Annotated in this window: 13 protein-coding genes and 2 pseudogenes; 6 read left to right on the forward strand and 9 right to left on the reverse strand. The window is 42.6% G+C overall.

Translation table 11 applies throughout. The annotated features are described in order from the left end of the window. Nucleotides 1-604: 604 nt before the first annotated feature. Nucleotides 605-1,603 carry a hypothetical protein gene (locus AB4249_RS05125; protein WP_133154074.1) on the reverse strand — a complete coding sequence of 333 codons (999 nt, stop codon included), beginning with the start codon at nucleotides 1,601-1,603 and terminating at the stop codon, nucleotides 605-607. Nucleotides 1,604-1,996: 393 nt separating this feature from the next. On the opposite strand from AB4249_RS05125, the gene AB4249_RS05130 reads away from it, so the two are divergent. Continuing rightward, on the forward strand, nucleotides 1,997-2,653 hold the full coding sequence (locus AB4249_RS05130; RefSeq protein WP_086714178.1) for an inovirus Gp2 family protein: 657 nt from the start codon (nucleotides 1,997-1,999) through the stop codon (nucleotides 2,651-2,653). Between the two features lie 37 nt (nucleotides 2,654-2,690). Here AB4249_RS05130 and AB4249_RS05135 read toward each other — a convergent pair whose 3' ends face one another. From AB4249_RS05135 to radC, 5 genes are all read right to left on the reverse strand, one after another. After that, the gene (locus tag AB4249_RS05135) at nucleotides 2,691-3,191 is read right to left on the reverse strand and encodes a lecithin retinol acyltransferase family protein (RefSeq protein ID WP_102333512.1); all 501 of its coding nucleotides are present in this window, start codon (nucleotides 3,189-3,191) and stop codon (nucleotides 2,691-2,693) included. Between the two features lie 102 nt (nucleotides 3,192-3,293). Beyond that, a complete protein-coding gene (locus tag AB4249_RS05140; protein WP_102333511.1) occupies nucleotides 3,294-3,854 on the reverse strand; it encodes a tyrosine-type recombinase/integrase in 561 nt (186 codons plus the stop codon). Nucleotides 3,855-4,065: 211 nt separating this feature from the next. Continuing rightward, nucleotides 4,066-4,494, reverse strand: a complete 429-nt coding sequence (locus AB4249_RS05145) for a DUF2787 family protein (protein ID WP_017102422.1) — start codon at nucleotides 4,492-4,494, stop codon at nucleotides 4,066-4,068. A 26-nt stretch (nucleotides 4,495-4,520) separates the two neighbouring features. Continuing rightward, nucleotides 4,521-4,946, reverse strand: a complete 426-nt coding sequence (locus tag AB4249_RS05150) for a DUF2787 family protein (protein ID WP_102333510.1) — start codon at nucleotides 4,944-4,946, stop codon at nucleotides 4,521-4,523. Next, the gene (gene radC, locus AB4249_RS05155; RefSeq protein ID WP_102333509.1) at nucleotides 4,943-5,419 is read right to left on the reverse strand and encodes a DNA repair protein RadC; all 477 of its coding nucleotides are present in this window, start codon (nucleotides 5,417-5,419) and stop codon (nucleotides 4,943-4,945) included. The genes AB4249_RS05150 and radC overlap by 4 nt, the downstream gene beginning before the upstream one ends. A 219-nt stretch (nucleotides 5,420-5,638) precedes the next feature. Here radC and AB4249_RS05160 point away from each other — a divergent pair, with 219 nt between their 5' ends. From AB4249_RS05160 to AB4249_RS05180, 5 genes and pseudogenes are all read left to right on the forward strand, one after another. Next, a complete protein-coding gene (locus tag AB4249_RS05160) occupies nucleotides 5,639-6,076 on the forward strand; it encodes an RNase H family protein (RefSeq protein ID WP_102465041.1) in 438 nt (145 codons plus the stop codon). A 118-nt stretch (nucleotides 6,077-6,194) separates the two neighbouring features. Next, on the forward strand, nucleotides 6,195-6,401 hold the full coding sequence (locus AB4249_RS05165; protein WP_102304078.1) for an AlpA family transcriptional regulator: 207 nt from the start codon (nucleotides 6,195-6,197) through the stop codon (nucleotides 6,399-6,401). A gap of 152 nt (nucleotides 6,402-6,553) precedes the next feature. After that, a pseudogene (locus AB4249_RS05170) lies at nucleotides 6,554-6,739 on the forward strand (DUF2913 family protein); the annotation flags it as partial. Between the two features lie 324 nt (nucleotides 6,740-7,063). Then, nucleotides 7,064-8,980, forward strand: a complete 1,917-nt coding sequence (locus AB4249_RS05175) for a TonB-dependent siderophore receptor (protein ID WP_229647825.1) — start codon at nucleotides 7,064-7,066, stop codon at nucleotides 8,978-8,980. Nucleotides 8,981-8,984: 4 nt separating this feature from the next. After that, nucleotides 8,985-10,490 carry an AbgT family transporter gene (locus AB4249_RS05180; RefSeq protein ID WP_102465043.1) on the forward strand — a complete coding sequence of 502 codons (1,506 nt, stop codon included), beginning with the start codon at nucleotides 8,985-8,987 and terminating at the stop codon, nucleotides 10,488-10,490. Nucleotides 10,491-10,880: 390 nt separating this feature from the next. Here the strand turns inward: AB4249_RS05180 and AB4249_RS05185 are convergent, their stop codons facing one another. The 3 genes and pseudogenes from AB4249_RS05185 to AB4249_RS05195 form a co-directional block, all read right to left on the reverse strand. Next, complete coding sequence (locus AB4249_RS05185; RefSeq protein ID WP_086714187.1) at nucleotides 10,881-11,189, reverse strand: AzlD family protein; 309 nt, start codon at nucleotides 11,187-11,189, stop codon at nucleotides 10,881-10,883. Next, a pseudogene (locus AB4249_RS05190) lies at nucleotides 11,186-11,917 on the reverse strand (AzlC family ABC transporter permease). Before AB4249_RS05190 ends, AB4249_RS05185 begins: the two are co-directional and overlap by 4 nt. A gap of 284 nt (nucleotides 11,918-12,201) precedes the next feature. Further along, nucleotides 12,202-13,371 (reverse strand): MFS transporter, encoded by a 1,170-nt coding sequence (locus AB4249_RS05195; RefSeq protein WP_086714188.1) that lies wholly within the window; start codon nucleotides 13,369-13,371, stop codon nucleotides 12,202-12,204. Nucleotides 13,372-13,397 lie beyond the last annotated feature (26 nt).

Here is a 13,397-nt window from a genome sequence, read left to right on the forward strand (position 1 = left end):
GGAGTTTTAACGGGTGTAGGAATACCCAGGAGGCATGTGCTGATTTATTGATATATAGCTGAAGAGAAGGCTAATAAAGATAAGCTCTGCCGACACTTTAGGCAAGGACATAAAGAGTATCGCAAAGGTAAAAGGATTAAAGTTGTAGCTATTATGAGGGTACTGTAAATTAGATAAAGGCGTCGCAGAGAGACAACCTTGAATATACTGATGCCTTACAAAAGGCATGAAGGCACGGTTTACAGCCGACAATGATCGTTATTTTAAGAATCTCGAAGCGATTGGCAAAACATTAGATGCTTAATTGCAGGCCGAAGAAGTGTCTCGAGTTTTTGGCAATGAGCCTTCATGTTCAGAGAAATATGCGTGGTTACTTAAATGGTGAAGTTTCGCTTTTGGACTTGAATTCGGTTTTTTAACGTATAACTATGGGCACCAGATGGACGAAAATAAAGAAAAGCCCTATAAATAGGGCCTTATTGAAGGTTGTGAATTGAGGCTGAAAGCAGTTAGTATTCTGATTTTCAGTGTTGACTTTTTTGTTATTTAAAAAAAGGTTTGATTTTTTGTTAACGAGAGTGTCGCATTGCAACCACAACTTGTGCTATTTCAGTTGCTCAAAGCGCATATCAATGAGATTTTTTATGATTTCATTGATGCTACTGTCTTCTTGTTCGACCAACCACATCAATCGCTTTTTCGTCCTGTCTGTCATCGATACGCTATAGGGCCTCTTACCATTACATTTATCTCGAAACTTTTTTTGACTCCATGCGCGCTTCATTTTACCAATCAAGAGTGATTTACGATCTGGCTTATCGTGAAGCATATCGAAAATCGCAACAATAGCGGCTCTTTTGTCTTGTTCGCTTGAAACGCTCCAGACTTTTGACTGAAGTCTGTAACCTGTATCTTTTATATACTTCCATGACCAATTGCTTTGAGCTGTTTGGTTTTCTTCAAGCCAGGCTGACATTCTCGTATCTTCCAGAATGGACTCCCAAGTGTTTAGCAGTGTTTGAATAACTTTACGCTGCTGTGATAGTTCTAGTTCGGAACTCCGAAAGCTATCAATGATATTGCTTTTCCTTGCAGTGAAATTATTACTCATTGGCTTAAAAGCGTCATGTGATAATCCATCAAAGTTTCTGCCAATATCAAGATCGAGGCCAAAGTCATGTAGTTTTATTTTGTTGGAGTTACCTCTTCTAAGCTGATCTCGAAACTTAATTCTGTCAAATATCTTGCTTTGTTCCCTCAGATAACACCATACCCAGTTACAGAAACGTTCATCTGAGTTATGGAGCCATAAAAAATCCTCACCAGATAGTTGACAGTTTTGAAAATCAGTCTTCATTTTCTTAATGTGATTACTGTTAATTTTCCCATTTTTTTCTAGGTAGGATAATTCCTGTCTAAGAGCATTCAAACATTCTTGAACGCTACTGAAACCTTCCACCGATTGAAAAGTATCCTGATTAAGGGCTTGATTTAGGTAGTTGATATAGAAGCTGCATTCGCGGAAGGAATAAGCATTAAATGGTTCTTTAGGTACGTGAAAAGCCATAGTTGATATGCCTCTGTCGTTAAGTTCAGTATCCAATATATATCATTAATTATAATTACTGTGTAGTAATTTTAGTGATATATATGTGATTTTTTGGTGGTTATTATGTGGTTTTAGTGTGAGTTATTAGTGAGGTTATTCTGCATTTTATTGTGGCAATTCATTGGTATTGTTGCTCTGAACGGTGAGCGGAACTAGGCTAGATGTACATAACTTCTGAGTGGATTACAGGACACCCGTATTACGTGCAGCATTGTCCTATAAGGTTTGTGACCAAGTAGCTGAAGAGCAGGAGTGTCGGTATGACTATTATCTGATAGTAAGGTGGGTAACTATAAGCGTTACACCTACCCTAAGTAGGTGATAGAGATAAGGTAAAAAATAAGATGAGTGGGGATACCTGTAGATAAACAACACAGGAACTAACTCATGAAAGAATCAACTTACCATGGACTAACTATTCAAGGTTCGCAGGAAGAAAATAACATGCTCTATCTCGATAGATTGCTTACTACAATGAACAGTGCGCTTGAAGAATACACGCGAGTGTACGCTATTCGAATTGATCTCAGATTGCCAGTCGATGATAGTTTCTTTGATTGTCTTAGCCGAGATGAAATTGTTAGTTATAACCTTAGACGAACAAACTTGATGAAACGCTTTACAGAGTCTTTAAGCGCCAGAATTGAAGCTCAGGCGCGAAAGATACGTGGAGAGCGAAAAAGAGTACATTCCTGTAATGTCAGGTATGCTTGGGTAAGAGAGCGTGATACATCATGTAACGATCATTACCATTTAGTTCTGTTTCTCAATAAAGAGCGCTTTTGCAAGGCAGGTGACTACTCAGGGCAAGATAGCTTAGCCGCTTTAGTGATAAAATCCTGGGCGAGTGCGCTTGGCTGTGCAGCCGAAGATGTTTGTCGTTTGGTCTACTTCCCGAGAAATCATGGTTATCACCTGGATTCAAACCACAAAGATTTTTCTTATTGGTACAGTAAGCTGTTTTATCGAATTAGCTATCTAGCAAAGAAGAGAACTAAGCGCTATGGCGAGGGGCATCGTTGCTTTGGCTGTAGCACTAGGTAACCTCGACTAAGAGATTAAAAAAGGGGAGAGAATCCCCTTATCCTTTGTGACGATCCCTCAAGTCCCACACGCGCCATTGACTCGCTTGAATGTGCAAAAGAGCGTCACGTTTAAGCTGAGTCAAGGTGAAGGTATTTGAGAAGATGTCACCACTTAGGCAGTGGCTACAGAACTGATGGCAGTTTTCATTTAACAGGGAATAGTCTGTTTGTACATCAAGCATAGCGCCTGCTATTTGAACAGTAGACTCATTGCCAACGGCTCTACCTTGGGCGTTGCAACTGACGTAAATTGAAAGGGCTGTGGTATCTGCTAGAAACTGACGAATTGATGCAGCTTCGATAAGGCCTTTGCCATTACGATGGATGATACGTCCATTTCCCATGTACACACCTGAATGCTCAGCATATCCAAATGCGAGATCGCAATACACAATGCTCCCCCTTACTGGACCGTCGGTTTTCCAGAATAAATTTTGGATTAAACTTTTCGATAAGCTGCCTACAACAAAGCTCCCTATTGCGTGATATGGATTCATGTTATTTACCTCTCAAATGTGATGATAACGAAACTCAAAAGGGCTCTGAGCTTAATGTTAATAAGGGATTAGCGGTCCCGCCCCCTGAGTAAATGATTAGGTTTAAAGTTCAAGAGAAACAAAGTCTTTATCGACTTCATCTTGAGTGATTCCTATATAGCGAAGTGTGACTCCCTCAGATGTGTGACGAAGCATTTTCATGACACGTCCTATATCTTTTGTGGATTGATAGAGAAAGTAACCTCGCGTCTTTCTCATCGAGTGAGTACCTAAAGCGATATTCAGTTCTTGGCCTACTTGCTGAAACGCCATTGACACGGCGCGTCGTGAGATTGGCTGGGGTGGTTTGTTTTTCAACTGTTGGCATCGGTGGGATTGAAACAAATAGATGTGGTCGGGATGTTGCTCTCTCAACCTAGCAATATGCTGCTGCGCTTTGGTATTGAGTTGAATGTTGGCGAGCTTTCCGGTTTTACTCTCTCGAATAATGACTCGGTCGCCATGAATGTCTTCAAAGCGAATCGACAACAAATCAGAAATCCTCAGTGCTAGGTTTAATCCGATATGCCATACATCGGCCATTTGTGGATGACAACGAATACTCAATAAGTGACCAACCATACGTATGGTGTCATCGTCTTTAATTGCTTGGACTTCAGCCATAGTCTGCTTCCTTTTTTGTCTGTAGAAGGGTGTTTTGGGAAGCACAGAGCAGACGATATTAAAGAACCCTTATACAGCAAGGGATGGAAGCTTCCCGTTTTAACAATATGGGAAGCAGCCTCGTTTTGGCTCTGTGCTGGTGGTTGTGCTGAATGTTTGTGATATGAAGTGGAGCGGGACGGTTAGTGGATAGGGTTGCTACGAGTGATGATTAACTGTACTCAACCTGAACTTGGTCGTAGGCGTTCATTTCTACATAAGCTAGAAAGTTACACTCCCACATTTCATATAGCTCGGTTGTTTCTTGCAGGTACATACCAAGCCATCCGCTGAAACGAGCGAAAGCGACGTTGTTAGCAAAATCAAAAGCCAAGTCAGGAACGAGCTCTGGTGTACCGGTTCCCACATAAACAAGGTCAGTGATTTCAATAAGAGCGATATGGCTATCTTTGATATCTACCGTAATAGATACAGGGTGAAAGCCGCCGTCCTTCGGGTGGTAATTGGTATCTTGAAAACAGATGGTCATTTTTCCTCGGTAATTAACATCATCAATAGATCGTTTGATTAAGTCTTTCAGTTGATGTGAAGGCTTAGCTCGCTTGCACGCGAACATAGCCAGATTGGCTGCTTGATTCATAGGAACCTCTTTGAAATAAGTTAGGATTAACGAACGGATATGATGTTGATTGAGATAGCCGGTTGCGTGATGAGAGTGTGAGTGATGGCTTTAAGCCAGCTAGCAAGTAAGGTTTGAACTTCTGGCCGTTGTAAGTTGCACTGCTTAATCTCTGGGTGGTAGAACCAACACCCTGCGAAGTTGAAATACAGCGATAACTCTTTTTGTGGCTTACCAGTAACCATCACATCAAAGGTGGCAATAAAGCGAAGTTGCCAAGGTGTTTTGCTTGATGTTCGCTCTAATTGAATTTCGATTGGTTGAAAGCGACTATTTATATCTTTAGAGCGTATGTTTAACGCTACCCGCTCGACTGTATTGGGGATGACGTTTTCAGACATAAGTGCTTCAAGAAAACAATGCATGGGACTAACGAGTTCATCATTTACCCCAGAGATAGAAAACTTATTCATATCCACCCCTTTTCTGCAAATGACACATAATCCTCACCCACAACGATGTGGTCCAACACTCGGATATCCACCAGCTTGAGAGCATCTACTAAACGCTGTGTAATGCGTCTATCTGCTTGAGAGGGCTCAGCAATACCTGAAGGATGGTTATGAGCAAAAACGACGGCAGCAGCGTTATGGTTTAGTGCTGCTTTGAGTACTTCGCGTGGGTAAATAGAGGCAGCATCAATGGTGCCAAAGAACAACTCTTCAAAACTGATCAATTGATGTTGGTTATCAAGAAACATCACCGCAAACACTTCTCGGTCATGAGCTCCTAATTTGAGTTTTAAGTACTCTTTGACATTAGTTGGGTTAGTGAACGTGCCTTCACGTTTGTATTTTGCAGCCAGTGCGTCGGCTGCACGTTCTAGCAGTTCATTTAACTCTGAAGTTTTAAATGGGTAATCGTGTTGGTTGTTGGCGTTACGCATAAGAGCTCCTTGGGTTATCTGTTTGGTTATGCGTACTGATGAAATATATCTGAGAGCATTTTGAATCGGGGTGTGAAGGAGAGTATTTCCAGAGACAGGTAAAAAATAACTCTCTTGCCGTTGTTATGTAGCAATCGCAATAGAGCGACGAATGAACAATCAACACAATTAGCTGGTGCAAAGGATGTATCGGCTTTTCAGTCTCTGGAGAGTATAAAAATGAAAAAAGAAATTTATGTAGAAGCAGCCATCGTAGAGAAGCGAAGAGGACGACTCTCTGCTGGGGTAGGGCAGGTTGTATTCGATGACTATGAAAGAATAGCGGGTGAAGACTGGTTGTTCCTTGATAGCATCGTAGACCGTAATTACGCAGAGTTATCAGCACTTGCTTTTGGGCTAGAGCGTGCTTGTGATGGCGATATTATTTATTCAAGCAGTGACTATTGCGTTGATGGTTTTAATGACTGGCTTGATGGTTGGAAACGTCGAAATTGGCGTAAAGCAAATAAAAAGCCGATAGCTCATCAAGACCTTTGGGAGCTAGTGGATAAACGAAGTACAGATAAGCAAGTTGAGGTAAGAAAAGTCGCTGCTTGCTCCGCAGGAAAAGATGCCGCTTATAGATACGCTCTTGCAGCTGCGAATCGTCAATTGTAATGATAAGGAATCACTTGCTGGCATAGCCAGCAGGTGTTTTTTGTTGTTACTGGGTTTGAAGTTGGCATTGAACACCACAAGGTACAAAACGGTATTTTTCTACGTGCCAGGTAATCACATGGGAACCAATAACATAGGAGGACGTCCCATGAGATTTCTAAAGCTAAAAGAAGTAATGCAAAAGACCGCCCTTAGCCGTTCAGCGATTTACCGAAAAATGAATGAAGATCAATTTCCTCAGTCTATCAGTCTGGGGGGTAGGGCAGTAGCTTGGGTTGAAAGTGAAGTTGATGCGTGGATGGAGGAGTGTCTAGCTTTAAGGTAATTCAATGCCGCTTTGTTTTTAAGGTAGCCGTCACACTCTATCAGTCTTTTGTCATTTTTCAGCCAGTCCCTAAAGTCTATGATAATCAAGGCAAACCAGTAACTGAACAAGTGTCCCATCAGCCCTTGAACTTGACGTGAATCGCCTTACCAATGCCTGAATGTTCATATCATCAACTACTGAAAGTTACTTTCGAAAATACCCTTCTCCACCTTTACTTTAAAGTGGAGGCTTCTCGTGGTTTTGTCAAAGAAGAGCAACGAAATAAGATCATCATTAACTTCTTAAAGTCAAAGGTTAAACAAGCTAGGTATAGTGCGATTAAAAAGAGATTGAAGCTCGATAATCCTGAAGGCTTATCTGCTTGGGAGCAATTTTACGCACTAGCAACCTAATTGCATCTGAAAACCAGTACATTTGTTTGCGGAACAACCCTTTAAGCCATACATTCAAAGTATGGCAATACGGCATCACACACTTATCAATCAAAAAACAATTCAACATCATTTTAAACTATCAATAAGTCTGAATTATTATCCACAAATATATTAAATTTCAATAGAATATAATCAAAAGAACTTTATGGTGAGTGGTATTGTCAATGAGATTTATTTTCATTATATTCTAGGCCAGTCCTCATTTAAAAACCATGAAGTCATTACATGTTAAAACTCAAATCAAGTCATGCTGTACCGTGTCTGTTTAGCCTGACCTTTATACCCGTTTCTTTTGTTATGGCGGAATCGGCAATTGATGAAACCGTGGTTGTCACCGCAAACGCTGGCCAAAACACAAGTCTACTAGAAGCCCCTGCAACCTTGACCGTGATAGACGTTCAAGAGCAGAGTAAATATCAGATGACAGGGGACGTAGGCGATCTGCTTATTGACGCACCAGGCGTTAGCGTGTCGACCCAAGCAAATGGCTCTCGTGGTGTGCGAATTCGTGGTTTAAATAGTGACTACACGCAAGTGTTATTGAACAGCCGTCGATCTTATACCCGAGAAGCATTATGGCGTGGTAGCGACAATGCATTGAGCCTAACGCCAAGTATTGCTATCGATAATATCGAAGTGATTCGTGGCCCAATGTCCACTCTATATGGTGCCGATACCATGGGCGGTGTGGTCAATGTCATCACTCGTCAGCACAGTGGTACCGCAGAGGGTGCGATAAGCGTTGAAGGGCAATACAACCAAGGTGACAAGGGTGGTAGTGGACAAATTTATGGTCTGTATTTTTCAACCCCTATTACCGATGCTTTGGGTTATACCGTATATGGTAACTATTTAGACACCGACGAATCTTTTTATTCCGAACAGTCGAGCTTCACTAAACGTCGTGCGCAAGAAAATTACAATTTAGTGAACTCTTTTGATTATGCGCTGAACGACCAACACACGATTGACTTGGAAGTCCAACTGTCGAATGAGGATCAATCGGGGACGGCAATGTATCGTGGCCGCTCGTATGAACAAGAGCGTCAACTCCAAAGTTACACGTTAGGGTATGATTACCAATCGTATCTTGTGAGTGTCGATGCCCACCTCTACTACAGTGACTTTGATGTTAAATACGACACCCCAAGTTCAGACATCACCGAACAAAACTATGGCGGTGATGTACAAGCCGTTTTCTTTGTCGATGATCATACAATGACAGTGGGAGCCGAGGCTCGCAATGCCGAAATCGAAAACGTCGGCATTACAGGAGGCTCTACCGATAGAACCAGTACTGCTGTTTATCTTGAAACCAACTTAGCCGTTGCCGATTCGACCATACTGACACTCGGTGGACGTTTTGATCATGACTCCCTGTTTGACAGTGAATTTACTTATCGTGGATACATCACACAAGGTTTAACCGACAACTGGAGCTTAAAAGCCGGCGCTGGAACCGCATTCAAAGCACCGACCATGGCACAGATCTCACCGTCTTATACCGCGCCAGCCAGCGGCCCAGCTTGCCCTGATAGACCCGCGGCTTGTAACGTCTATGGCAACCAAGATCTCAAAGCAGAAACCGGCACCTTCAGTGAAATTGGCGCCTACTATGCCAACGAAGCCACCTCTGCTAACGCCACCGTATTCTATAACCGCGTTGACGACATTATTCAGCAAGTTGAAAGCTCCAATGGGAGCGACGGCTACTATACGTTTATCAATGTGGATAAAGCGACGCTCAAAGGCTTAGAGTTGTATGCCGAACACCAGTTCAAGCACGTTGGATTTGACGCTTCATATACTTACCTTGATGCGACAGACGACACAAGCGGCGAACGCCTTGTCGGCACCTCTGAACATGAAGCTTCAGTAAAAGCCAATTGGTATGTCACTTACGATACCGATCTGTTTGCAAGAGCCCATTACCGCAGTGAAGTACGTGGTGAGCTCGGTAACAATGATGTCTCTGACCCATACACAACCTTTGATATTGGCATGCGTCATACCCTAATGGAGGAACTGGAACTGAAACTCGGTGTCAACAACGTGATGGATGAAGATGTATCAAGCCCTGAGACTTATACCGAAGTCATTCAAGGCCGAACGTATTACGCTGGCTTGAATTACGCTTTCTAACCTGATGCCAAATACATTTTTTGATAAGTTAGAGCGATGGGGAAATAAACTTCCCCATCCTGTCTTCTTGTTTCTATGGTTGTCGTTGATAATCATAGTAACCTCATTCTTCACGTCCAACGCCCAAGTCTCTTACACACTGCCCGGTGGAAACATTGAACACGTCAACAACCTGTTGTCTTTAGAGGCGGTAAGAACTTGGCTCGGTGGCAGCGTCAAAGAGTTCATCAGCTTCCCACCATTAGGCGTCGTCATTATTGCCACCATTGGAATTGGCTTGGCGGACTCTTCTGGCCTCATCAGTTACTCCGTTCAGCGGTTAGTCAGTAAAACCGGCAAGTGGCAGCTGACAGTAAGCATCATGATCTTGGGCATTTTATCGAATGTCGTCGGTTCTGTAGGCTATATTGTACTCATCCCCTTGGCTTGTCGAGCATACCAAGCCGCCAATCGCCCGCCGCTTGCTGGGCTTGCCACCGCATTTGCGGGGGTAGCAGGGGGAACTCACGCCACCGTATTCTTAACCACTTATGACGTTGTGATTGCAGGCATCACGACCTCTGCTGCTCAACTGATTGATCCGACTATTATCGTCAGCCCTCTGGCTAACTATTTTTTTATGAGTGCCAGCGTATTCGCTCTCGTTTTAGTAGGCTCGTTTGTTTCGATTAATATCGTTGAAAAGCGTCAAAGTCGATTCGCATGCCATTATGCTACGCCTGAACAAAGGTTCACTGACAGCTATGATTTCGATAACAACAAAGCTGCCAATAATGACAAAGCCATGTGGGCCGCAGCCGTTGTATTCGTCATGGTTGCCGTGTTTGTTGTACTTTCAACCGTCCTACCCAACGGCTGGCTAGCCCCATACGAAGGCCAACCTTTAGGACGCAGCGAAGTGATGCGTGGACTACCTATTATTATTGCCGTTACATTTGGTTTAAGTGGATTAGCCTATGGCTACCTCTCTGGAAGCTTCAAGTGCGAGCGCGATCTGCTGAATGCTTGTCAAAAAAGCATGAGCCAACTTGGAGTGTTTTTACTGATCATCTTTGTTGCGTCGCAGATGATCTACCTCTTCAAGCTCAGCCAGTTGTCGGGTGTATTAGCCATGTCGATGAGTAGCTTAGTGACAGAGGTACAACTACATCCAGCAATAATTCTCTTATTGGTCGTTATTTTGTGTGCCTTTCTGAATATCTTTATGGGATCTCCGATTGTTCAATGGAGCATGATAGCGCCCGTATTGATCCCTTCATTGTTCTATGTCGGCATTCCACTAGAAGTGACACAGGCGGCGTTTCGGATTGGAGACTCAGTCACCAACATTATTAGCCCACTGTTTGGCTATCTCGGGTTAATTTTAGCGGCCGCACAAGATTACGATAAGGAGGCTAAATTAGGTACCCTGATGTCATTAATGTTGCCTTTTAGCTTGGCGTTTTTGTTGGTGTGGACGACCTTACTACTAGTTTGGGTATACGTATTGCAGTGGCCGATGGGGTTATAGACTTGACTAATTCTGTGTAAATCCATTGTTATATTGATGTGGGTGATGTGGATTGTAATAACCAACTGGAAAAGCAGGGGTAGACTCACTTGCTCGAGAAGTTTCAGACAAGTATCATGTCGCTACTGTAATGGAATTGTTATGTATAGGCGATTAGATTATGAGCTTTTTTAACAAAATTATTTTTATTTCTTTGACCACTCTATCTCTATTGGGTTGTAACAATAATGAACAACCGTCATACTGATCTGCACCAGTCAGACTGGTGCAGATCACTTGGTTTATATCCGTCACTTTCAGGTATTGGGTAAGCCTTGATAGCATCGAAAGATGTGACCAAGGCGCAGATGTGGTTTAGCTATTTGGGGAGTTTCGTAGTAGTGGTAATGGCTACAAAGATCGTACTGCCGCCGCGGCAATGATTCCTGCTGCGATTGCTGGTAGAGGTTTTTTGATGACGAACATGACGACAGCTGTAGAAAAGAGTGCAGCTCTAGCTCCGTTGTCACCTTCTACGGCAAGAGGTGTGAGAAGGGCGACTAATACAGAACCTGACATCGCTGTAATAAAACGTTGAACACGCTCGCTAATTGGAACAAATGACATGACATATACACCACCCCAGCGTGTAGCTAATGTGACCAATGCCATTGCAATGATTATCAATAAAGTACCACCAACATTTGTTTCAATACTCATGATTTCTTCTCCTTCCAACAAGCACCCAACACCCCACCAGAAATAGCACCAACAACAACATGGCTGTTTTCAGGTAAATACCAATATGCCAATATTGAAGATGCCGCTGCTGTGGCCCAAATAATAAAGATTCTTGAGTTTTTAGGCCCAACGACGACCATGGAAAGTAAAAAGCAGCCCATAACCATATCGAGCCCAAGCCCCACTGGATCTTGGATTACGCTGCCAAAGTAAATGCCAACCCAAGTGCCGATGATCCAAAATAACCAAAGTGCTAAACCACCGCCAACGAGCAATCCAAAACCGGGTTCCTTCCTTCCAAAGGCATGGAGTGCCATTGCCCAGTTTGCGTCCGAAGCTATCAACATCACACCATATCGTTTTGTCGGGGGGAGTTGACGTAACTAAGGATATAGCGTGGCCCCCATCAAAAGGTGGCGAGCATTGATCGCAAATACGGTAATAAGAACTGGAATAAGGGGGACTTCTGCTCCCCACATATCCAACGTAGCAAACTGTGAAGCACCTGCAAAAACAAGTGTGCTCATTAACATAGTTGGAAAAGAATTCAGTCCAGTTTGTACTGCAGCGACACCGAATGCGAAACCAAATACGATCACAAACATAGAGAGAGGCAAAAGTTGGGTGAAGCCGCTCCAGATGTCGGTACGTGTAAACTCGTGTAACTCAATCGAGGAGCGTTGAAGGTGTTGAGTGTTTTCTGTCATAGAGGTCCTAGCCAGTAGGCAAAAGAGCAGATCCATTGAAGGATCTTTGTTGTTATTTTTTAAGCCGCATGTTTAACATCAATTAGTTAGGCTTTCAAACGTTATGTCACAGATGAAAAAACATAAACGGTGGTGAAGATAGGATCTTGAAAGGGCTTTGTACGTAATTCAGGAGAAATAAACAAGCCCCTACGATCTGAACAGCTGTTTGGGGGATGGAAACTCAAAAATAATGCAGGCTTTCGTGATTAAGGCTCTAGTCACGAAAGCCGCATTTTCATAGACTAATTCACTTTTGAAAGTTTGAGATCTGAACTTTTCTTCTGGTTAAGTAAGATGCTAACTAATGCTAACATCGTAAAGACTAAGCTTGATAAAAATAGATTTTCTACGCCGAATTGAGAGATAAACCATCCCGCGATAACTGAGCCAAGAGTAATTCCTAAGTTAGAAAAAGACACAAAGAGGCTATTTGCAAATACTTTTGAATCACCTGCATTTTCCATTATCCATGTCTGGCTCACGATCAATCCTGCAGAATGCACTGCACCCCAAAACGCGACCATGCCGATCATAAAGTAGAATGAGAACCCCATGAAGTAAACAATTATGAAGGTAAGACCGAATATTATAGGGTACAGCATCACTGTTTTAAGAATATTTTTACTGAGTAGCTTACCAAAAATGAAGTTTCCAAAGATACCAAAGATACCAAACACCATCAGCATTGCACTAATCCACGTACCGTTCATATTCGTTACAGTACTTAAGTATTGAGTAATAAAACTGTACGAAGAAAACATCGCTGCAAAGATGAATATAACGGTGAATAATGACAACCACATTGATTTGCTGCGTAAGATAGTTACTTGAGAGCCGAATGACATTTTTTCCTTAACGGGAGCACTTTCCATCAAGAACATCACACTCACTAACGCAATGGCGCAAGCGGCTAAACCAAAGTAAAAGGCATAAGCGAGAGAATATTCTTCAGCAAGAAAAGCACTAATCGGAATACCAAAGACTAATCCTACGGCTACTCCACCAAAAACTTTAGCAGCGGCGTTGCTTTGTTCTTCAACTGGAACCATTGATGTGACAACCACTAAAGCGACAGAAAAGAATACAGCATGTACTAACGCCGGTAGAACGCGAAATATCATCATGGTTGTGTAATCTTGCGTCATAGCGTACACAAGGTTAGAGACAACGAATAGAGACAAAATGCCGACTAGAACATGCTTTCTATTCCATCCAGACATCATTAACGTAATAAAGGGGCCACTCACCGCGACGACAATAGCGTAGACACTGACTAATAGACCAGCTTCTTGTACATCAATATTGAAGTCTTTCATGACTTGTGGAAGGAGACCAATAATACCAAGCTCTGTCGTGATAACGCCAAAAACGGCTAAAGATAGAGCAAAGATAAACAAGCTTTGTTTTTTCATTGTTTCAACTCAAATTATTAATATGC

Origin of the sequence: Vibrio sp. 10N.261.55.F4 (genome assembly GCF_041470465.1) — a bacterium.
Lineage (GTDB): Bacteria > Pseudomonadota > Gammaproteobacteria > Enterobacterales > Vibrionaceae > Vibrio > Vibrio crassostreae_C.